Below are 21,164 nucleotides of genomic sequence, written 5' to 3' on the forward strand. Positions count from 1 at the left end.
GGAGCCACCTTGCAAGCCCAGCTCATCTCCACCCACACCGTAGAGTCAGCAGACGGCACGTCCATTGGCTACCGCAAGCTCGGAGCGGGCAGCCCCATCGTTCTGGTCCATGGCAGCATCTCCACCGGCGAGCAATGGCTGGGTGTGGCCGAGCATCTGGCCCAAGCCCACACGGTCTACATCATGGATCGACGCGGCCGGGGGCTCAGCGCCGATGCCGAGGATTACTCGCTGGGCACGGAGTCGGATGACATCAAAGCCATGATCGGCGTCGCCGGTGAGGGCGCCGCACTGCTGGGGCATTCCTATGGGGCGATTTGCACCCTCGAGGCCGTTCGCACGGGGGCGGCAGTCTCCTCCCTAGTGCTGTACGAGCCGCCGCTGCCCATCGATGCCCCGACGGCCGGCGCAGCCTTGGCCGACTATGCGGCTGCGGTGGAAGCGGGAGACGGGGACAAGGCCATGCGCATAGCTGCCGAGCACTTCCTCCGGATCTCGCCCGAAGAAACAGAAGGCCTGGCTGCATCCCCGCTGTGGCCAGGCATGGTGGAGCTCAGCCCCACCTGGACCCGTGAACTGAGCGAGATCGATCTGACTGCCGCTCTCATCGACCAGTACAGCGCGCTCAGCGTCCGGACGCTATTGCTTGTTGGCGAGGTCAGCCCGTCCCACCTGGTGGGCGCTTCACGACACCTCGGGCAGAAACTCCCGGACGTAACCGAGACGGTATTTCCCGGGCAGAACCACTTTGTCCACGTGATGGACCCGGCAGGAACTGCTGAAGTGATCGCAGCTTTCCTGCGCAAGTAATACTGCAGGCGGACGACGGCGGGACGTCCCGCCGTCGTTCGCCTGCTTTTGGCTCGATGGCAGCAGTGACTGCCATCATGCAGCCTTGTCGCAACCTTTGAACTCCTAGCATGGGGCAGGACGAAGACGTCTGTTCCCTAGAGGAGTTAAACCATGACTGTTTATACACAGCCCGGCCAAGAAGGATCCAAGGTCCAGTTCAAGGATCGCTACGAGAACTGGATTGGCGGCAAATGGGTGGCTCCTACTACCGGCCAATACATCGAGAATGTCTCGCCCGTGAACGGTAAGCAATTCACTGAAGTAGCCCGTGGTGCCCCCGCGGACGTCGAGCTCGCACTGGATGCCGCGCATAAGGCCGCACCGGCGTGGGGTAAGGCTTCGGCCACCGAACGTGCCGCCGTGCTGAATAAGATTGCGGACCGCATCGATGCGAACCTGGAATTGCTGGCTGTGGCGGAGACCTGGGACAACGGGAAGCCCATCCGTGAAACCCTCAACGCTGACATTCCGCTTGCCGCGGACCACTTCCGCTACTTCGCCAGCGCTATCCGGGCTCAGGAAGGGCGCCTGACGCAGCTCGACGACGACACCACCGCCTACCATTTCCACGAACCCCTGGGCGTCGTTGGCCAGATCATCCCATGGAACTTCCCCATCCTGATGGCCGTCTGGAAGCTGGCGCCGGCACTCGCGGCCGGCAACGCCGTCGTCCTCAAGCCTGCTTCCAATACCCCTGCCTCCATCCTGGTCCTGGCCGAACTCATCGCGGACCTGCTGCCGCCGGGGCTGCTGAACATCGTCAACGGCTTCGGCACTGAGGTGGGCAAGCCGCTCGCGTCCAGCCCGCGCATCCGCAAGATCGCCTTCACCGGCGAAACCTCCACGGGCCTGCTGATCAGCCAGTACGCGAGCCAGAACCTGATTCCGGTAACGCTGGAGCTCGGCGGCAAGAGCCCCAACATCTTCTTTGCCGACGTAGCAGCAGCCAATGACCCCTTCTACGACAAGGCGCTGGAAGGCTTCACGCTCTATGCCTTCAACCAGGGCGAGGTCTGCAGCAGCCCTTCCCGCGCACTGGTCCAGGACTCCTTCTATGACTCGTTCATGGAAGACGCTGTTGCCCGGACCAAGAAGATCATCCAGGGCAACCCGCTCGACACCGCTACCCAGATGGGTGCCCAGGCTTCTGCTAGCCAGATGGAAAAGATCCTTTCCTACATCGACATCGGTCTCGACGAGGGCGCGAAAATCCTGACCGGCGGCGCACAGACGGAGCTTGAGGGAGACCTGGCCGGCGGCTTCTACGTCCAGCCGACCATCTTCGAGGGTGACAACAAGATGCGGATCTTCCAGGAGGAGATCTTCGGCCCCGTAGTTTCCGTGGCACGCTTCACGGACTACAACGACGCCATCAGCATCGCCAACGACACTCTCTACGGGCTCGGCGCCGGGGTCTGGTCCCGCAACGGCAACGTCGCCTACCGCGCCGGCCGCGAAATCCAGGCCGGCAGGGTCTGGGTCAACAATTACCATGCCTACCCGGCAGGTGCGGCGTTCGGCGGCTACAAGTCCTCAGGCATCGGACGCGAAAACCACTCGATGATGCTGGACCACTACCAGCAGACCAAGAACCTCCTGGTCAGCCACTCAGAAAACAAGCTTGGCTTCTTCTAGAGCCCGGTTGAGCAGCAAACACATTTCACGAAGGCACTACGAAAGGGTTATCTGAATGACGAGAATGTTGATTATTGGCCCGCCCGGTTCCGGCAAAGGCACCCAGGCGGAACGGATTTCCGAACGCCTCGGAGTTATCGCGATCTCCACCGGCGATATCTTCCGTGCCAAGGTCAAAGGGGAGACGCCTCTCGGCGTCGAAGCCAAGACGTATATGGACAATGGAGACTTTGTTCCGGACAGCGTCACCAACAAGATGGTGCGTGACCGCCTCAGTGAAGACGACGTCGACGGCGGCTTCCTCCTGGACGGCTACCCCCGCACCACCGCCCAGGTGGACTATCTCGACCGGATCCTCGCCGACGGTGACCAGCAGCTCGACGTCGTCCTGCAGCTGACGGCCGACGATGGGGAACTGGTTACCCGCCTATTGAGCCGTGCCAAGGAAACAGGCCGGAGCGATGACAATGAGACCGTGATCCGCCACCGTCTTGACCTGTACCACGAGCAGACGGAAGCCGTGGTCGCAAAGTATGCCGAGCGCGGCATTCTTGCCCGGGTGGACGGCATTGGCAACATTGACGAGGTCACGGACCGGGTGACGCGCTGCTTCGAAGGCCACCTCACGGTCCCGATCACCAGCAGGCGCTAGGCCTCAGGTACTCCGCTACCAGTCACCGCTGTGCCCGAAAGCAGTAGAGCCTGTCCGATACCACTCTGGTATTCGGCAGGCTCTACTGCTGATCAGGCGTCTTGGTCCTGGCTGAGTCACCGTAGTAAAGACCGGAGGGACGCCGCGATCTGCTGCATGACTGTGTTGTCGGCGAGCGTGGTGGCGTCTCCGACGTCGCGGCCTTCGGCGACGTCTTTGAGGAGGCGGCGCATGATTTTTCCGGAGCGGGTTTTGGGCAGTTCGGGGACGATGAGGATGGTTTTGGGTTTGGCGATGGGGCCGATTTCGTGGCCGACGTGGTTTCGGAGTTCCTGGACCGTGGCGTCCCCGGTGTCGACGGCGTTCCCGCGGAGGATGACGAACGCGACGATTGCCTGCCCGGTGGTGGTGTCCGCGGCGCCGACAACTGCCGCTTCGGCGACGGCGGGGTGGGAGACGAGGGCGGATTCGATTTCGGTGGTGGAGAGGCGGTGCCCGGAGATGTTCATGACGTCATCGACCCGGCCCAGGAGCCAGATGTCACCGTCGTCGTCCTTTTTGGCACCGTCTCCGGCGAAGTACATGTTTTCGAATCTGGACCAGTAGGTGTCTTTGAAGCGTTGGGGGTCTCCCCAGATCCCGCGGAGCATCGCGGGCCAGGGTTCGCGGATGACGAGGTAGCCGCCGGAGCCGTTGGGTACTGATTGGCCTTGCTCGTCCACGACGTCCACGGCGATGCCGGGGAGCGGTGTTTGGGCTGAGCCTGGTTTGGTGGCGGTGACTCCGGGCAGGGGTGCGATCATTTGCGCGCCGGTTTCGGTTTGCCACCAGGTATCGACGATCGGTGCGTTGTTTCCGCCGATGACTTCGCGGTACCACATCCACGCTTCGGGGTTGATGGGTTCCCCGACGGATCCGAGGACACGGATGGAGGCGAGGTCGTACTTGGCAGGGATGTCCTTGCCCCACTTCATGAAGGTCCTGATGGCGGTGGGGGCGGTGTAAAGGATGGAGACTTTGTACTTCTCGATGATTTCCCACCACCGGCCCTGGTGCGGGGAATCCGGGGTGCCTTCGTACATGACCTGGGTGGCGCCGTTGATCAGCGGTGCGTAGGTGACGTACGAGTGCCCGGTGACCCAGCCGACGTCGGCCGTGCACCAGTACACATCGGTTTCGGGGTGCAGATCGAAGACCGCCTTGTGGGTGTACGCGGTCTGGGTGAGGTAGCCGCCGGTAGTGTGCAGGATGCCCTTGGGCTTACCGGTTGTCCCGGAGGTGTAGAGGATGAACAGCGGGTGTTCGGAGTCGTGCCCCACCGCCGTGTGCTGGGTGGAGGCGGCGCCAACGGTGTCTTCCCACCAGTGGTCGCGGCCCTCGTGCCAGTCCACGCCCTGGCCGTTGCGTTTGACCACGATGACGTTCCGGACGGTGTGCCCGTCGCGGGCGAGGGCGTCGTCCACGGCGGGTTTGAGGGCGCTGGGCTTCCCGCGCCGGTAGGTGCCGTCGGCGGTGACGACGAGTTTGGCTTCGGCGTCCTCGATCCGGGAGCGCAGGGCGTCGGCTGAGAAGCCGCCGAACACCACCGAGTGCACGGCCCCGATCCGGGCGCAGGCCAGGAGGGTGATGACGGCCTCGGGGATCATGGGCAGGTATACGGCCACCCGGTCGCCTTTTGTCACGCCCAGGGATTCGAACGCGTTCGCGGCTTTCTTGACCTCGTCGGTGAGCTGGGCGTAGGTGTAGGTGCGGGTATCGCCGGGTTCGCCCTCGAAGTAGATGGCCACCCGGTCACCGAGCCCGTTCTCGACATGCCGGTCCAGGGCGTTGTACGCGGCGTTGACTTTACCGCCCACGAACCATTTCGCGAACGGCGGCGTGGACCAGTCCAGTGCCTGGGTGAAGTCCTGGTCCCACGTCAGCAATTCCCTCGCCTGCCGTGCCCAGAACGCGGGACGGTCGGCGTCGGCCTCTGCGTAATCCGCCCCCGTGACCACAGCCCGGGCAGTGAACTCCTCGGACGGCGGGAAGCTGCAGTCCTCAACGGTTTGGGCGTTGGACATGGTGGAACCTCGTGCTTCTACTGAATTACCTGCAATGGGAAAGGGCCAGGCCTGACTTCTGACACTGGGCCCAACTGAGTAGCAGCAGGTGTCCTTTTGAGCTTCCAAAACGACACCTGCTGCTACCTGCTTGGGGAGGTATGGCCTCAGTACTGGATAACGACGCGGCCGTCGATCTTGGCGTGCTTCATCTCGTCAAGGACGGCGTTGATTTCCGAGAGTTTCCGGGTGGATACCGTCGGGTGGATCTTGCCCTGGGCGTAGAAGTCCAGAGCCTCCTCCAGATCCTGCCGGGTGCCCACAATTGAGCCGCGGACGGTCAGGCCCTTGAGCACAATCTCGAAGATCGGCGCGGGGAAATCTCCCGGCGGCAGACCGTTGAACACAATAGTGCCACCACGGCGGGCCATACCGATCGCCTGACCGAACGCTGACGGGTGCACTGCAGTGACCAGGACTCCATGGCAACCTCCGGTTTCGCGCTGGATGACTTCGGCGGGATCTTCGTGCAAGGCGTTGACTGTCAATTCGGCTCCGTGCTGCTTTGCGAGGGCCAACTTGTCATCGGCGATGTCCACAGCAGCAACGCGCAGGCCCATGGCCACGGCATACTGGACCGCGATGTGGCCTAGTCCGCCGATTCCGGAAATGGTGACCCACTGGCCCGGCCTGGTCTCGGTCATCTTCAGGCCCTTGTAGACCGTCACCCCTGCACAAAGCACCGGCGCCACCTCCACCGGGTCAGAACCGGCTGGAATGCGGGCTGCAAAACGTGAGTCCACAAGCATGTACTCTCCGAAAGAGCCATCCACGCTGTACCCGGCGTTCTGCTGAACCTCGCACAGTGTTTCCCACCCGGTACGGCAGTGCTGGCAATCCCCGCATGCCGACCAGAGCCACGCGTTGCCCACCAGGTCACCAACTGCCAGGTCGGTGACGCCATCACCAAGAGCCACTACCTCGCCCACGCCCTCATGGCCAGGAATGAAGGGTGGTGAAGGCTTCACCGGCCAGTCACCCTCTGCGGCGTGGAGATCCGTGTGGCATACTCCCGTAGTCAGCACCTTCACGAGGGCCTGCCCACGGCCAGGGGTGGGGATCGGAAGGTCCTGGACCTGAAGATCCGTGCCGAACTCAGTAACTACAGCTGCTTGCATCGTCGTCATTGTCGATAGTCCTTCGTTTGTGCCGGCACCAACCGGTGCACTGGCAATAAGTGTGGAACGGCACCGAAGGCCGGAATTTCTTGGCCTGCCTTGGCAGTGCATTCATCGCCATGTGTGGGTGAGCAGGACGATGGCCGTTGTCTTCACAGTAGGGGCGCGAGGGTTGCGACGAGGTTGCAGCCTTGTGAGTCAGCTCACGTTGACGGGGTCCTGCTGATGGCCGATACCGAGCAAGTGGGATATCGTTTTCCGAAAGAAGGCCTTGGGGCGGTCCTTAATGGCAGAGTTTCAAGGAGGCCAAAGAGTGTTGTCCTACCGTTTGTCGCTGCCGGACGCAGCGCCCACCGCGGTCGTTGTTGCCATCCACGGCCTCGTGGAGTCGGCGGCGTGCCTGGAGGCCGCTTTTCCGGACTGGGTTTCCGCCGGTTGGGCGGTCCTGGCCTTGGACCTGCGCGGACACGGGAACTCGCCCCGCTGGTCAGATGACGATCTTCAGAGGCATCCAGGGGACGTTATGGTGCAGGACGTTCTCGAAACCTTCAGCGCCGCGGAGCTTCAGGTACTGGAGAGCCTCCCCGCGCTGTACTACGGGCATTCTGCCGGTGGCGGGGTGGCAGCAGCCGTCGCGACGGCGGCTTTGCAGTCCGGAAGGGGAACGTTTGTTCCGGCGGGCGTGCTCCTCGAAGATCCCTTTTGGCGGCTTCCCGTCACACCTTTTCAGGAGCGCAGTGTGGCCGAAAGCGCCCACGCACACCTTGTTGACGTCCAGTCAAGAACAGCTCCGGAGCGCAGGGCCATCAGGAAGCGCGAATGGCCCAACTGGAGTGCCGCTGAGATACTCCGGAGCTGCCAGGCGCAGGAGGATTGCGATCCCCGCGTCGTCCTGAACGGCAACGTTATTCCCGCAACGCCATGGCCGGACCTGGTTGCTACCCTGACGAACTCCACCGTTCCCGTCCTCATCATCACGGGAACAGTTCGAACCGGGATCACGCCTGAACACCAGCGTTTTGCCCTGGAAGCCGGCGCCCGCGTGGAGGTCTTTGAGGGCGCATCCCACTTCGTCCGCCGGGACACGGAGGACAGGTTCATGCGCGCCGCCGCATCCTTCTTTATCGCCAGTTTGTCAGCGACTGTTGCGGCTCCTGGCTAAGCAGCTGCCCCTGTCGTCAGGAAGGTGAAAAGCTCGACGGCGGGACCGTTCCCCGCCGATTCCGGGTTGACCGGTCTGGAGTCCATCGCGATGGAGAAATGGGTGTGGTGCTGAACCGGGTCCGGAAGAGGTCCGGCAATCCTGACTCCCGGAACGGCCTGAAGCTCGCTCAATTGCTGCACGGCCAGGTCAGATCGCCCGTCCAGCAGCGCCAAGGCGGTAAATCCGTGATCCACTATGGCCGCCGTTTGGTTCACGTGTTCCGAGATGCCCAGCTCCCTCAATAACCGGGCAAAATAGACGCCGCTAGGTCCGTTCCGTGAGTAGGCTACGGAGCGCGCCGCCATCAGGGCAGCGATGAGCGACCTTACGGTGGAAACGTCTGGAGGGTCCGTCCCGGGAGGAACCGCGACGCCGATGCCGGACTTAGCGAACGGCGCCAGCGAGGTGGGATCCAGGAACCCCGTTGCCCCCAGCCGCTCCACGGCTGCGGTGACGCCGATGACGACATCCGGGCGGGCGCCGTCGTCGATTTCCTGGAGGAGAACGTTCGTCGGAGCATAGTGTGCTTCCACCGTTTGCCCTGACACTTGCCTGAATTCAAGGAGTCGCTCTTCGACTGCTTTTCGCAAGGCGATGGCGCAGAACAGGGACAATCCGTGGCTTAGCTGCATGGCAATGCTCAGACCTCAGCCGGGGCCAAGACAATGTCGAACCGCGTGCGGGCCCAGTCGCGGCCGGACAAGTCCCGGCCGTCGGGAGTTGGCCTGCCCGGCGCCTGGAGTTCGAATCTTTTGATCAGGGATTCCTTGACGCCGAAGACGCTGTCGCCGATATCGATCCGGGGATCACCCTCCACGAAGATGTGCGTCACCAGAGTCCTCAGCCCCGCGGCCGTGACCATGAAATGCAGGTGGGAGGCGCGGACAGGGGAACGGCCGGTAGCTTCAAGCATTTTGCCGACGGGTCCATCATGGGGAATCGGATAGGGCGTCGGGGTGAGGCCCCAGAACGCGTACTTGCCGTCCTCGTCCGAAAACAAGTGGGCGCGTCCGGCAACCCGGTGGTCTGTGTACTGGACGTCGTAAAAACCGTCTTCGTCCGCTTCCCAGACCTCGATCCGCGCCCCCGGGACAGGACGCCCCTCAGTATCGGTAACTGTTCCTTCAACCCAGCATGGCTGCCCCGCGGCTTCTCCGGCGATGTCCCCGCCGATGGGGATCTCCGGCGCATCGGTGACGAAAAAGGGTCCAAAAACCGTGGCCTCGGTGGCGCTCTTGTGAGCCTGGTTGTTGATGGCGATGGTCTGCATAGAGGCTCCGAGGACATCCGAGAGCAGGATGAACTCCTGCCGGGTGTCATCAGTGATGTGGCCGGCGGCTGTCAGGAAAGCGATGCCCGCGTTCCATTCCTCCTCGGTCAGGCGCACTTCGCGGATGAAGGCGTGCAGATGCCGGGTCAGGGACTGCATGAGTTGCCTGAGCCGGGGGTCTTCCGTTTTATCGAAAGAAGCGACGACGGTGTCCACAAGGGACTGCTCGACGGCGGCCTGCTCGGCAGTGATTTCGTGTGGACGCAGATGCCGGCTGCTTTGGATTGTCTCAGACATGGCTGGCTTCCTTGTTCCTGGTTGGATCAGAGGTTGCTGGATCAGAGGCCGGGGTGGTTCCGGAGTAGGCGGCACGGAGGAGTTCCTCCAGATTCGCCGCTGTGACAGGGCGGGGGTTTCCGGCAGGAATGGCCGGCAGGATCAGTTCCACGGCTTGAGGGATGTTGGCCTCCAGGAGGCCGTGTTCCTTCAGCGCAGTTGGCGCGTCCAGAGTGGAGCGGAGAGCGTTAAGCCCGGTGACGGCGTCGTCAGCCCCCAACGCCGCCGCAATCCGGCGCTCCGCGTCAGGCGCGAACGGCGCGTTGAACGCAAGGACATACGGCAGGACGGTGGCGTGGGTCTCGGCGTGGGGCATGTTGTAAGCCCCTCCGAGCACGTGGCAGATCTTATGGTGCATCCCCGAACCAGCCGAGGCGAAGGCCACCGCTGAGAGATAGGCGCCATACAGGGCCTGCTCCCGGCCGGGAAGGTCCTGGGGATTGTCCTTGATACGGGGAAGCCCGCTGGCAAGGGCACGAATGCCTTCCGCCCCCAGTGCCTGGTTAATAGGATCGGCCCGGGGAGCCCACATGGAATCGACGCAGTGTGCCAAGGCGTTCAGGCCTGAAGCGACCGAGAGCCGGGGCGGCAGCGAAAAGGTCAGCTCGGCGTCGTAAATCACCGTTCCGGGAAGGACATTGTTGTCCACCCCCGTCGCCTTCCTGGACGCTTCCGTCAGACCCCACACATTGGTGGCTTCCGAACCGGCGTATGTGGTGGGCACCGCGATAATCGGAAGCTTCGTGGTCATGGCGACGGCCTTGGCCAGCCCGGTGGTGGAACCGCCACCAACACAGACGAGAAGGTCGATGCCGTGCTCGATTGCCGCTGCGCGGGCCTTCTCTGCCTTTTCGATGGGCACATGCGGTGCTACATCGCTGTAATAAAGGGCGACGTCGATGCCTGCGCTGACCCTCTCCACGATGGGCGCTTCGAACTCGCTGGCAATCACCATGACCCGCGTTGCACCGAGACGATCCACTTCGGCGCTGAGGTTCTGCGCAGCCTTCCCCGTGCCGAAACGGACGCGCTGTCCCAAAGTCACATGCTCAAAAGTCAGAGTCATTGATCTACTTCCTAAACGGCTCCGGCAGAAACCAGTCCGGTTGCCGCATCCGCACTGCTGCCCAGCCGCAAAAGCTTCTCGGCGTTGCGGAAACTGATCTTCTCGCGATCCGATTCACTGATGGGTGCGGTGTCCAGGAACTTCGCTGCTTCCTCGATGGTCTCGAAGGGGTAGTCAGTACCAAAGAGAATGTGGTCTGCACCCACCGCAAGCATCGCGCACAGCAGCGGAGCGGGGGAACACACTCCGCTGGTGGTGATATAGAGGTTGTCCCGAAGGTATTCGGAGGGCTTTCCCTTGGCCAGTTCGATGCCGTGGTGATTGTGGAAGTCCCACCTGGAGTCCAGCCGCCACAGGACATACGGCAGGCCCTCGCCCATGTGTCCCAGCAGCAGCTTGGCGTTCGGGAAGTCGTCAAACACTCCGCCGAAAATCAACCTGAGCGCGTGGGTGGACGTGTCGATGCCCCAGCTCCACATGGGGCCAACCAGCTCAGGATGCCCGCTCAGCACATCTGCGGTGTCCACGCCGTTGGCCGGGTGCAGATACAGCGGCACGTCGAGTCCTTCGGCCATTTCCCAGACGACACGAAGCTTGGGGTCATCGAGGTACATGCCGTTGGTGTGGGCGTTGACCAGGGCACCCTTCATGCCAAGTTCAGTGACAGCACGTTGTAGTTCCTTGGCTGCGGCTTGGGGGTCCTGCAGGGGAAGGGCTGCGAAGCCCGAGAAGCGGGTGGGGCGTTCCGCCATGACTCCGGCGAGGAAGTCATTAACCGTTTTGGTCTTGGCCACCGCGGTTGCCGGATCCTTCTCCGCCTGGATGCCGGGGGAGTTCAAGGAGAGGACTTCCATGTCGATTCCGTGGAGGTCCATTTCAGGAAGTCGCTCTTCGGTGAAGTCGAGAAGCCGCCTCGAGGCATCGGCCCACGCCTGGGGCTGGGCAATGGAACTGGTGCTGGCTCCGTACCCCACCAGGTCCGGAGTGACGAAGTGTTCTTCGAGGGCAATCTTCTTCATAACGATCTCCTTTGGCCGTAAATCAATTCACTAATATGCATTGACTTCACTAATAATGAATCCTACTCTGGCACTGTGTCAAGGATCACAGGAGTGGTCCGATCCAGGGAATTTGAGGATGACGATGGAAAAATTTGATGTTGCCGTTGTGGGGTACGGCCCGGTGGGAATGGCCACGGCAGCGCTGCTGGGCCAGGCCGGACACAAGGTGGTGGTGCTGGAAAGATACTCAGGGCTCTACAACCTGCCCCGTGCCGCTATTTTCGACGACGAAACCATGCGGACCTTCGCCCGCCTGGGGATCGCACAGGAACTGCTCCCCAAGGTCAACGCCCAGCGCAATTACGAGTGGCGCAACGCCTCCGGTGAACTGCTGATTGAACACGAGTTCGCCCTCAAGGGGGCGTCGGGGTGGGCGGAGTGGTACATGATGTACCAGCCTGAGCTCGAGGACGCCCTGGGCCGTCTTTGCCGGTCCCTGCCCAACGTGACCGTGCGGTTCAACTCACCGGTCGACGGCTACGCAGAAACCGCAGACGGTGTGGAGGTGAACTGCCCGGACGGCGTTGTCACCGCCGGCTATGTGGTGGCGTGCGACGGCGGGAACGGCTTTACGCGCGGATGGTTGGGTTCAGAGCTGGAAGACTTCGGCTTTTCCGAACCATGGCTGGTCTGCGATTTCCGGCTCACCGGTGAGGTTGACCTCCCGCACGCACGCCAGGTCTGCGATCCGCGGCAGCCCCAGTCCGTCATTTCGCTGGGCCCCTCCCACCACCGCTTCAGCTTTATGCTCGATTCCGAAGAGGCCTTTCTTGTGGAGCGGGATCCTGAGAAGGTATGGGCCAGGGTAGTCAATTATCTGTCGCCGAATCAGGCAGAGCTCATCCGCGTGGCAACGTACACCTTCCGCTCCCTCATAGCCGGGTCGTGGCGGCAGGGGCGGATTCTCTTGGCGGGAGATGCCGCCCATCAGATGCCGCCGTTCCTCGGTCAAGGGATGTGCTCCGGGATCCGGGACGCCCAGAACCTCGCTTTTAAACTTGACCTTGTGCTCACGGGCAGGGCCGAGGACACTGTTCTTGACAGCTACCAGACCGAGCGCGAGCCCCATGTTGCGGCAGTTGTCCAGAAGGGTATCGAGCTCGGCAAGGTCCAGACCATGCGTGATCCTGAGAAGGCCCGGCAGCGTGACCTCCAGTTCCTGGAAAACCGCCGGAACAATATGAAGCCGGAGAAACTGAGATTTCCGGGGCTGGGGCCGGGGTTCATTGCAACCACCGACCATCCCGCCAACGGCCGGCTTTTCATCCAGGACGAAGTCCGGACTGATACCACGTCAGCCCTGTTCGACGACGTCTTCGGCTACGGATTCCGTCTCCTCTGCGATGCCAGGTGGTACTCGGAGGCAGCCCTGTCCGCTACAACCGAGTGCGGAGACGTCGTCGTGATTGACCCGGATTCCGGCGAGGTCAGCGGTTCCTTTACAGACGTCAACGGGAGTTACCTGAACTGGTTCCGGGACAACGATTGCGGCGCTGTCCTGGTCCGTCCTGATTTTTATGTGTTCGGCGCCGCGCGCACAGCCAGCGAGTACGAATCCCTCGTCCATGAATACCAAAAAGCCTGCTCAACGGTGAGCAGCACGGCAGCATCAGTAGGAGTGTAAGCCATGTCCACAATCCATAAGAAAGCCGGGCCTGGGGAAGTCCGCACCATTACCGAACGCATGCTGCTGGCCGTTGCCTTTGTCATCGCCATGCTCGAGGGGTACGACCTCGCCGTTTATGGCGTTTCAGTTCCCGCTCTGCTGGCCGACAAGTCGCTGGCCATCGACAAGGCGTCAGCCGGTGTCCTGGGCTCAGTCGTGGGAGCCGGAATGCTGATCGGCGCAGCCCTCGCCGGTGCCTTGATGCGCAGGATCGGAGCCCTGCGGCTGATTCTGGCAAGCTGCATGGTTTTCTCCGCGGGCATGGTGGTCTCGGCCGTGGCCCAGAACGTGGCACTTTTCGGAATTGGCCGGGCGTTCGTTGGCCTCGGGCTTGGTATCGTCCTGCCCACGCTCCTGGCTTATGTGGCAGATCTTTCCGTCCCTCAGCACCGTAACCGCAACACCGGAATAGTCATGGCCGGCTATGCAGCGGGCGGGCTTGCAGCCCCGCTGCTGGGCGCGGCACTCCTCCCTTCCACCTCGTTCCGTTGGCTGTACATCATCGGAGTCATTCCAGCTCTGGTCATCCTGCCGTTCGCATGGAAACTGCTACCGGTTCCTCCTGTCCACCTGCTCCGGACCGGCAAGGTTGCCGAGGCACACCGTCTCAGCGAGTCGATGGGCTTGCCGACACCGGTACTGACGCTGGCCGGCAAACGGCACCTTGCTGGAATCGGCCCGCTGTTTGCTCCCGGGATCGCCGGTGCCACACTGCTGTTCTGGGTGATGACGTTCTGTGGCCTCCTGCTGGTCTTCGGCATCACTGCCTGGCTCCCCACCATGATGCAGGCCAACGGCTATTCCCTGGGTTCGGCACTGCTGCAGACCGCCGCCATGTGGATCGGCGTCGCTGTCGGAGTCATCATCGGCGGCCGGATTGCCGACCGCATCGGCGCAAAGCCGGTGGTCGTCGTCGCCTTCCTCACCGGCGCGGTCAGCCTTCTGGTGATGAGCGTGAACCCCAACGTGGTCATTCTGTTTATCTTTATGTTCCTCAGCGGGGTGGGCTTCATCGGTTCCCAGATTCTGGTCAATGGCTTCATCCTGACCCGCTACCCGGACGACATCCGAGGAAGCGGATTGGCATGGGCTCTGTCCTTCGGCCGCGTGGGTGCCATCGTGGGACCGTCATTGGGCGCCTGGGTCATGACTTCAGGGCTCTCCGTGGAATGGAACTTCTACGCCTTTGCTATCCCGGCCGTGGTGGGAGCCTTTGCATCGATACTGGTGCCACGCGTCAGGGTGAAGACGATTTCGGTTCCTGAGCCCGCACCCCTGTCCCTCAAGGTACCTGCCGCCGAAGCTTAGGCAGGAACAGAGGCCTCAAAGACCAAGTACACTGGCCGCACCCCGAACCTGCCGCCAAGCAGGCCGGGGTGCGGCAAGTGTTTTGGCTATCCCGGGAACCAGCAGTTCTTTGGGAACCAACAGTTTTGGGAAAGACAGGGGAGTGAGCTGATTTGAGCGAGTCGGAGCAGGAGTCGGCCGCGGAGCGCCAGGGCATCCAATCCGTTGAGTTGGCGATGCGGATACTGCGGGCTCTCGAGGACGGCGGCGGGCCCATGCCGCTCTCCGAAATCGCTGAGCGCAGCGGCTTCCAGGCCAACAAGGCGCACCGCTACCTGGTCAGCCTGGTCCGCTCCGGACTTGCCTCACAATCACCGAAGACAGGCAGATACGACTTCGGTCCCGCGATGCGGCGGCTAGGCGCAGAATCGCTACGCCGGACCAATGAAGTCTCGGTGGCCTCGGACTACGCCATGAGGCTTCGGGACGCCTGCGGCCACTCGGTGAATCTTTCCGTTTGGGGCGAAGACGGACCTGTCGTGGTCCGTTGGGATTACGGATCGCACGCACTGCCTTTCAACGTTCGAGTCGGTGCCAAACTCCCGATGTTAACCTCCTCGGGAGGGCTCATCTTCCTCGCCTACTTGCCCGAATCGATGTCAGCCGCTGTGTTGGCTGCCGACCGCGCACGCCTGAGCGCCGAGGCGTACTCCGACGCCGAGATCAACAGGAAGCGGCAGGAAGTCCTCCACGCCGGTTACGCGGTGACCTCGGGCGGGATTATCCCTGGCGTTTCCTCGGTAGCCGCTCCCGTCTTTTCTTCGGTCGACTCGCTGCCCCTGGCCATCACGGTGGTCTTCCCTGCCGAAGACGTGGACAAGGCTGAGCTTGAAAAGGTGACAGCGGCGCTGCTTGAAACCGCCCGCACTGTCTCCAACGAACTGGGCGTCTCCTCGGACAAGGCGTCCTGACGCTGACGCGTTGGATTCCTGCGCCCATTGACTTACAGCGGCGGAGGTCTACCTTTGAAATACGTCAGCAAGGATCTGTTGAGCACAGCTGCGCTGCGGGGGACAGCGCCGCAAATTCCCCGGTTCCGACCCTCGAAAATGAGGGCGTCGGCCGGTATCCCATCAGCTTGGTGCCGCCCCCAAGCACCCATAACCTTCGTCAACAGGTGGTCTCAAATGTCCGTGACTGTTGTTAGTGCCCTCGCAGTTAAATCCTTCGATGCCCCGGACAAGAAACGGTGTCCGGATAAGGCCGAGTTTGATCTGGTCACCGTGGATGACTTCTCCGTGGTGCGTCTGATTCTCGAGCCAGGCTGGCGGTGGTCCGAGAGCATCAAACCCTTGGAGGAGACCGATTACTGCCAGCACAATCACCTGGGATTCTGCCTTTCTGGAGTGTTGGAAGTCGAAACTGCCGAAGGTATCCGGTCCAAAATACGTGCCAATGACACCTACACTTTGCCGCCGGGACATGATGAATGGGTGGTGGGCTCAGAGCCGTTTGTCGCCGTCGAATTTCTGGGGACAGCGTCCTACGGCCGGCCCACCAGCCACGGAGTTCACGCCAGGATCTGACCGGCTACCAAAGAACGCACGCAGGCGCTCGACCGGAAACCCGGACGAGCGCCTGTGTACTGCCTCCTAGTGACCTAACCAGGTCCTGCTAACCAGCTAAGCCGCGAGCATGGTTGTCACGCCGCCGGAACCGTGGTGGCTGCGCCGACAACTATCGGCGCGATGGTCACGGAGTCGATATCCGGCGCGTAGGCGGAGCTGTTGCCGAGGGTCAATGCTCCAGTAGTGGTGGTCAGTTTGAGCGGAATGGTCCGCTCCCAGAAGCTGTTCCAGGAGTAGGTGTACCTGAAGAAGGCGCTGCCGGCTTCGGCAGGGTTTCCGCCTTCTCCTACGCGGATCTTGCGGTCCACCACCTGGGGGTTGTAGTCGTGGCTTCCTGACAGTTCGGCGTTGGCGTAGCGGACCACCATGTTGTAATCGCCGGTTGCGGAGAACTTTGCCTGCCGCGCGATTTCAATGTAGTCGGCAGCTCCTGCTCCCACGTTCCCCACCAGCTTCATACCTGAGGCGTTGCTGCCGGTGCTGGCAGTCAGCGTCCTAACCGCTGCCCTCCCGCGAAGGGTAGCGTTCTCCGCCTCGATGGTTACGGCCGCAGAGTCCGATGCCGCTGCCCTGGTGGTGGTGACGCTCTCCACCCAGGCACCAGCCGCGGAAGTAAGCTCGAGCTCATTGATTCCCTGTGAGAGGTGCACTCGGACCGTCGATTTCCAGGAGCCTTTTTGCGCCGGGGCGAAATTCGCAACGATCTTGCCGTTTGCGGTAAGGCGGAGATCAGATGCCGCCGCTGTCCGGTAGGTGGCGGTGATGTCGTAGTAGCCGGAATCCCACGCGGTCACATAGGTGTCCGCCCGCTGGCCCGAGCCCTGAATGCGCATGGAACCGCGTGAAGCAGCAGGGTTGTCCAGCACGGCATCTCCCCAGGTCAGCTTGGCTCCGCCGAAGGGCCGCAGCGTGTTAGCCGCGTAGGCCGTTACTTCGCCGGATGCGACGTCGGTCAAGACGAATTTGTCCAGGGTAATGTCCGAGTTCGGCAGCTTGGTGGTGCCGTCCGCGCTGGTCCGAAGTGAGAGCACGTGCGTGCCTGCCGTGAGTTGGACGGTTACTTCGGCGCTGCCGCGGTACTGCCACTTGCTGGTGGCATTGAGGGCAAGATCAGCTGTGTACTGCACAGTTTTGGTGTTGACGTTATCCACGAAGAGGGCGTGCCGTCCGGGCACGCCAGGGGTGGACCCGATGACCTGGTACCGGTAGGTTCCGGTCCGCGGAACCGTGACTGTCCAGTCGGCCTTGGACTGGACAGTGTTGAAGGCTCCCACGTCCTTGCCGCCGGAGGCCAGGAACTTCCAGCCGCCGCCGGCCTGGGGATCCTGGGTGAATGCCGTGGCGTTGGTAAGGGCGGTGTTCTCAGCTTCGACTGACTGGCTCCACGTGCCATCGACAGTAACGGGCCGGCCCTGCTCCGGCGTGATGATTACCTGGTAAGCGGCGTAACGGTCGTACGTATCGACGTCGAACTTGAGCTTTCCGTCCGTGACTGTGACGCCTTCGAGCGCCTTGATGACGCGGGGAGTTCCGGCGAGGCCTTCGGCGCCTGTGACAGCGGCTTCGCGGACCTCGACGTCCACCTTGGAGCCGAAGACAGCGGGATCAATCCCGCTCAGGTCCACGGAAACGTCCTTGCTGGTGCCGCCAAAGAGGACCGTGGCGCGCTTGTTGACGTTGTCCACGGCGCCGATTCCCTGCAGGGTGTCAGCCACGTTGAGCTGCGGCGGCGTGACGTTTACCGTGGTGCTGCCCTGAAGGTCCCCGTACCACTTGAACATCCACCATCCGGCGTTGGCTCCGTTCGGGCGGGCCGAATTGTCTGAGAAGTTGCCGGCGTAGTTCCAGTAGGCGGTTTGGGCATCCACCTTCTCGTCTTCGAACATGGCAAACCACTGGATGAGCTGGCCTGGCACGCCCATATCCCGCAGCATGCCGTACTCAGTGATGTTTACCGGAATCGCAGGAATGCCCTTCGCGGTTTCCATGTTGCGGTAGGCGGTCAGGTGGGACCGGAACGTTGCGAGTTGCTGGATTCCGAGCTCGTGCCAGATGAAGATGTCCGGCAATGTATTGCTCGCTTTGGCGAAGTCCAAGATATCTGAGGAACGCTGGGCCTTCCATCCGGCGTCGCCCGGGCCGCCGATCTTCGCGTGTCCAAGGCCTTTCGCGGCGTACACGCTTTGGATCTTGGCGTGGGTGGCGTTCCAGTCATTCAGGAATGTGGTCTTCATGGTTGTCCAGTTGCCGTACCAGTTTCCGAGGTCCGGCTCGTTGAAGGGGATGAAGATGTACTTTTCGGGGTGGTCGGACTGGGTGGCGACGGCGGTGGCCACGAGTTCGACCACCTCCAGGTAGTCCCAGATTCCGTTTGCCGCATTGGTGTAGGTCCCGGTGGCTTGGTTGTAGGAGCGCGAATCACCGGGGCGGACGCCGCCGTTATACGGCCAGTCCGGGTAGTAATCCTGCACGTAGACGTACATGTCCTGGCCTCCCTTGGCGAAGAATCCATCCTCCACCTTGAGGGAGTCACCGCTCGGATGTTGGGTACCGAAAGGTGCCTTTTGGGACGTGTTGGTGATCCTTGCCCCGTTGATCAACGCCGGAGTCGGGGCACCTTCGTCACCAAAGCCGTACAGCGTGCCGGTGGCACCGCCCCGGAAATTGCCCGTCGTTTGGGAAAAGTTGACCCCCAGGACCTCCGGCACCTCATCGGCAGCAGCGGCGTTTGGGGCGGACGCGTGGGGAACAGTCACCCCCATCAGGGCCAGCGCCGCCACCGCCAAGTATGTGGAACCCGTAAATCTCTTCATTGAGTTGCTCCTCCTGGACGGTCACACCGTCCGCTGTTCAGGACCAGGACAGGCAGCATCCTGGAAATCGGTTTCCAGGAGTTGGGATGGAGAAATGGCGCCGTCGTAAGTCCCGCTTAGCAGCACACGATACCGCTTTCACATGTTCTGCGGTAGGCCGATTTTCACGATGTGGACAAAAAGTAACTCCATTCACAGGCGTAACTTAGCGGGTTAGCGCTATCAATCTGGATAGTAGAAGCACGTCAGCGTCATCTATTGCCAAACGCCTTGAAAGCGCTATCATCAAATGGTCGTGTGGTTGAGGAATCGTGCGACTCGCAAAAACGAGGAGCACCGTGAGCAAGCTTTCCTGGGGAAACCCACACTTCACACTCAACTTCGAGTGGGATTCCAAGCAACCGATTTGCCTGACCGGGGTTTCAGGCGACGAGGCGGAACTGGTCATTGATCACCCGATGCCGGCAGTGGAGATTCTCACTGCGGCCGGCGGCCACGTTGCCGCTTCGGATAGGTTGTCCCACACAACTGTCGGAGCCGACCTCAGGTACGTTTCGCACAAGGCCCTGGACATCGCCGGCGGAACCGCATTAAGGATTCTGCTCCGCTCGGAACGCTACTCGCTTGAAGCCGCCGCGGACTTTGAAATGCTCAATGGCGTTGCAGCCGTTCGGTCCGCCGTGACTGTCACCAATACCGGTACCGGGGACGTAGTGCTGCAGGCGGTGCCGTCGTGGTCCGCAGGCTTCGGCATCAGGCCGGGTACCGGCGTCGAGGATTCCTTCGGCTCCTGGGAGCGGATCTCGGGAACCAGCGACTGGCTTGGCGAGGGACGGTGGGAGCGCAACAGCCTGCGGGGCAGTGACTTCCCCGAACTGGGCGAGGATTGGACGGGCCACAATCCCCGCGGGGCAATGACGGTGGTGTCGACGGGTGCCTGGTCAACCGGGAAGAACCTTCCGGTCGCCGCGCTGGAATCGCGAGACTTCGCCGCCTCCTGGGCGTGGCAGATCGAACACAACGGCGCCTGGCGCTGGGAGATCGGCGAGGACACCGCCGGCGGGTACTTCACGTTGTCAGGGCCTACCGACCGGGACTCTTCCTGGACGAAAGTCCTCGCCCCCGGTGCGTCGTTTACATCGGTGCCCGCCACAGTGGCTTTCTCCAGCGACTTCGCCGGGGCCATGGGCGAACTCACCCGCTTCCGCCGCTCTGCCCGCCGGGAGCACTTGGACAACAGCACCCTCGGCGCCGTCTTCAACGACTATATGAACACCCTCAATGGCGACCCCACCACCGAGAAACTCCTTCCACTTATCACCGCGGCTGCCGAGGTGGGCGCGGAAATCTTCTGCATCGACGCCGGCTGGTACGACGACAGCGGCCACTGGTGGGACAGCGTGGGGGAATGGCTGCCGTCCACCACCCGCTTCCCCGGAGGGCTGGAACTTGTGGTCCACGCCATTAAGGACGCCGGGCTGGTTCCCGGACTCTGGTTGGAGCCGGAGGTAGTGGGGGTACGCAGCCCTCTTGCGCAGGTGCTGCCGGACGAGGCATTCCTGCAAAGGCACGGGCAGCGGCTGGTTGAACACGGCCGGTACCACCTGGACCTTCGTCACCCTGCTGCAGTCAGTCACCTGGACGCGGTCGTCGACCGGCTGGTCAAGGATTTCGGCATTGGCTTCTTCAAGTTGGACTACAACATTGACCCTGGCGCCGGGACAGACCACAACTCCGACAGCCTCGGGGATGGGCTCCTGGAGCACAACCGGGCGCATCTACAGTGGCTGGACCGGATGCTGGACAGGCATCCAGGCCTGGTCATTGAAAACTGTTCTTCGGGCGCCATGCGGACGGACTTCGCGATCCTGTCGCGGCTGGCCATGCAGTCCACCTCGGATCAGCAGGATTTCCTCAAATATCCGCCCATCGCTGCAGCCGCACCACTCTCCATGCTTCCGGAGCAGGCCGCGAACTGGGCGTACCCCCAACCGGAAATGAGCAGGGAAGAAGTAGCTTTCTGCCTTGCCACCGGTTTGCTGGGCCGGTTCTACCTCTCGGGGTACCTGAACCGGATGCCCCAGCAGTCACTTGAACTCGTCCGCGAAGCAGTGGTTGCCTCTAAGACCCTGCGCGCTGACATCAGTACCTCGCGACCCTACTGGCCTGCCGGGCTCCCCGCCTGGACGGATCCCTGGGTTGCGCTGGGACTTCGATCCGATGCATCAGATCTTCTCACCCTCTGGAATCGCGGCACCATGGCTGAGACTCAGCTCGCCATCCCGCATCTGGCAGGGCGGAAGGTTCGGATCGAAACCGTATTCCCCGTTGACCTCCCCCAATGGGAGACCACCTGGGATCCAACAGAAGGAACGCTCACCGTTGCCGCCACCACAGGCATTTCGGCCCGCACCTTCCGCCTCACTCCGGACGGTCCGGCCTGAGAAACCTGCATTACCCCGCGGCCGTTCGCG

At 62.2% G+C, this 21,164-nt stretch carries 16 protein-coding genes; 9 read left to right on the plus strand and 7 right to left on the minus strand.

All coding sequences use genetic code 11. The features are described 5' to 3' along the window. Positions 1–9: 9 nt before the first annotated feature. The 3 genes from MU551_RS03690 to MU551_RS03700 all read left to right on the plus strand — a co-directional run bounded on the left by MU551_RS03690 (position 10) and on the right by MU551_RS03700 (position 3,139). On the plus strand, positions 10–810 hold the full coding sequence (locus tag MU551_RS03690; protein WP_247040800.1) for an alpha/beta fold hydrolase: 801 nt from the start codon (positions 10–12) through the stop codon (positions 808–810). Positions 811–963: 153 nt separating this feature from the next. After that, positions 964–2,487 (plus strand): acetaldehyde dehydrogenase ExaC, encoded by a 1,524-nt coding sequence (gene exaC, locus MU551_RS03695; RefSeq protein ID WP_247040801.1) that lies wholly within the window; start codon positions 964–966, stop codon positions 2,485–2,487. Between the two features lie 64 nt (positions 2,488–2,551). Further along, positions 2,552–3,139 carry an adenylate kinase gene (locus MU551_RS03700; RefSeq protein ID WP_247041115.1) on the plus strand — a complete coding sequence of 196 codons (588 nt, stop codon included), beginning with the start codon at positions 2,552–2,554 and terminating at the stop codon, positions 3,137–3,139. Between the two features lie 116 nt (positions 3,140–3,255). Here MU551_RS03700 and acs read toward each other — a convergent pair whose 3' ends face one another. Both acs and adhP read right to left on the minus strand, forming a co-directional pair. Beyond that, positions 3,256–5,202 (minus strand): acetate--CoA ligase, encoded by a 1,947-nt coding sequence (gene acs / locus MU551_RS03705; RefSeq protein WP_247040802.1) that lies wholly within the window; start codon positions 5,200–5,202, stop codon positions 3,256–3,258. 146 nt (positions 5,203–5,348) lie between these two features. Beyond that, a complete protein-coding gene (gene adhP, locus MU551_RS03710; RefSeq protein WP_247041116.1) occupies positions 5,349–6,359 on the minus strand; it encodes an alcohol dehydrogenase AdhP in 1,011 nt (336 codons plus the stop codon). 313 nt (positions 6,360–6,672) lie between these two features. Here adhP and MU551_RS03715 point away from each other — a divergent pair, with 313 nt between their 5' ends. Beyond that, positions 6,673–7,521: an alpha/beta fold hydrolase gene (locus tag MU551_RS03715; RefSeq protein WP_247040803.1), complete on the plus strand. Its 849-nt coding sequence runs from the start codon at positions 6,673–6,675 to the stop codon at positions 7,519–7,521. Here the strand turns inward: MU551_RS03715 and MU551_RS03720 are convergent. Genes MU551_RS03720 through MU551_RS03735 form a run of 4 tightly spaced genes read right to left on the minus strand, consistent with a single transcriptional unit; the run spans position 7,518 to position 11,254 of the window. Further along, on the minus strand, positions 7,518–8,195 hold the full coding sequence (locus MU551_RS03720; protein WP_247040804.1) for a substrate-binding domain-containing protein: 678 nt from the start codon (positions 8,193–8,195) through the stop codon (positions 7,518–7,520). The genes MU551_RS03715 and MU551_RS03720 overlap by 4 nt on opposite strands. A gap of 8 nt (positions 8,196–8,203) precedes the next feature. Further along, positions 8,204–9,130 carry a hydroxyquinol 1,2-dioxygenase gene (locus MU551_RS03725; RefSeq protein ID WP_247040805.1) on the minus strand — a complete coding sequence of 309 codons (927 nt, stop codon included), beginning with the start codon at positions 9,128–9,130 and terminating at the stop codon, positions 8,204–8,206. Further along, a complete protein-coding gene (locus MU551_RS03730; protein ID WP_247040806.1) occupies positions 9,123–10,235 on the minus strand; it encodes a maleylacetate reductase in 1,113 nt (370 codons plus the stop codon). The genes MU551_RS03725 and MU551_RS03730 overlap by 8 nt, the downstream gene beginning before the upstream one ends. Positions 10,236–10,246: 11 nt before the next feature. Continuing rightward, entirely contained in the window at positions 10,247–11,254 is a 1,008-nt protein-coding gene (locus tag MU551_RS03735) for an amidohydrolase family protein (RefSeq protein WP_247040807.1), read from the minus strand. Positions 11,255–11,372: 118 nt separating this feature from the next. Between MU551_RS03735 and mhpA the strand changes: the two genes are divergently transcribed. From mhpA to MU551_RS03755, 4 genes are all read left to right on the plus strand, one after another. Continuing rightward, positions 11,373–12,920, plus strand: coding sequence for a bifunctional 3-(3-hydroxy-phenyl)propionate/3-hydroxycinnamic acid hydroxylase MhpA (mhpA, locus tag MU551_RS03740; protein ID WP_247040808.1), 1,548 nt, complete (start codon positions 11,373–11,375; stop codon positions 12,918–12,920). A 3-nt stretch (positions 12,921–12,923) separates the two neighbouring features. Beyond that, positions 12,924–14,270 (plus strand): MFS transporter, encoded by a 1,347-nt coding sequence (locus MU551_RS03745; RefSeq protein WP_247040809.1) that lies wholly within the window; start codon positions 12,924–12,926, stop codon positions 14,268–14,270. A 152-nt stretch (positions 14,271–14,422) separates the two neighbouring features. Continuing rightward, positions 14,423–15,220, plus strand: a complete 798-nt coding sequence (locus MU551_RS03750) for an IclR family transcriptional regulator (protein ID WP_247040810.1) — start codon at positions 14,423–14,425, stop codon at positions 15,218–15,220. Between the two features lie 216 nt (positions 15,221–15,436). Beyond that, complete coding sequence (locus MU551_RS03755) at positions 15,437–15,835, plus strand: cupin domain-containing protein (RefSeq protein WP_247040811.1); 399 nt, start codon at positions 15,437–15,439, stop codon at positions 15,833–15,835. Between the two features lie 116 nt (positions 15,836–15,951). On the opposite strand, the gene MU551_RS03760 is transcribed toward MU551_RS03755, so the two are convergent. Next, a complete protein-coding gene (locus tag MU551_RS03760; RefSeq protein ID WP_247040812.1) occupies positions 15,952–18,690 on the minus strand; it encodes a carbohydrate-binding protein in 2,739 nt (912 codons plus the stop codon). A 338-nt stretch (positions 18,691–19,028) separates the two neighbouring features. On the opposite strand from MU551_RS03760, the gene MU551_RS23465 reads away from it, so the two are divergent. Continuing rightward, positions 19,029–21,134: an alpha-galactosidase gene (locus MU551_RS23465; RefSeq protein ID WP_247040813.1), complete on the plus strand. Its 2,106-nt coding sequence runs from the start codon at positions 19,029–19,031 to the stop codon at positions 21,132–21,134. The last annotated feature ends 30 nt before the right edge of the window (positions 21,135–21,164 follow it).

The organism is Arthrobacter rhizosphaerae (genome assembly GCF_023062595.1).
GTDB lineage: Bacteria > Actinomycetota > Actinomycetes > Actinomycetales > Micrococcaceae > Arthrobacter > Arthrobacter rhizosphaerae.

Coding starts and splice junctions, on each gene's coding strand:
- exaC (WP_247040801.1), top strand. CDS start 964: ATGACTGTTTATACACAGCCCGGCCAAGAAGGATCCAAGGTCCAGTTC.
- MU551_RS03700 (WP_247041115.1), top strand. CDS start 2,552: ATGTTGATTATTGGCCCGCCCGGTTCCGGCAAAGGCACCCAGGCGGAA.
- acs (WP_247040802.1), bottom strand. CDS start 5,202: ATGTCCAACGCCCAAACCGTTGAGGACTGCAGCTTCCCGCCGTCCGAG.
- adhP (WP_247041116.1), bottom strand. CDS start 6,359: ATGCAAGCAGCTGTAGTTACTGAGTTCGGCACGGATCTTCAGGTCCAG.
- MU551_RS03720 (WP_247040804.1), bottom strand. CDS start 8,195: ATGCAGCTAAGCCACGGATTGTCCCTGTTCTGCGCCATCGCCTTGCGA.
- MU551_RS03725 (WP_247040805.1), bottom strand. CDS start 9,130: ATGTCTGAGACAATCCAAAGCAGCCGGCATCTGCGTCCACACGAAATC.
- MU551_RS03730 (WP_247040806.1), bottom strand. CDS start 10,235: ATGACTCTGACTTTTGAGCATGTGACTTTGGGACAGCGCGTCCGTTTC.
- MU551_RS03735 (WP_247040807.1), bottom strand. CDS start 11,254: ATGAAGAAGATTGCCCTCGAAGAACACTTCGTCACTCCGGACCTGGTG.
- mhpA (WP_247040808.1), top strand. CDS start 11,373: ATGACGATGGAAAAATTTGATGTTGCCGTTGTGGGGTACGGCCCGGTG.
- MU551_RS03745 (WP_247040809.1), top strand. CDS start 12,924: ATGTCCACAATCCATAAGAAAGCCGGGCCTGGGGAAGTCCGCACCATT.
- MU551_RS03755 (WP_247040811.1), top strand. CDS start 15,437: ATGTCCGTGACTGTTGTTAGTGCCCTCGCAGTTAAATCCTTCGATGCC.
- MU551_RS03760 (WP_247040812.1), bottom strand. CDS start 18,690: ATGAAGAGATTTACGGGTTCCACATACTTGGCGGTGGCGGCGCTGGCC.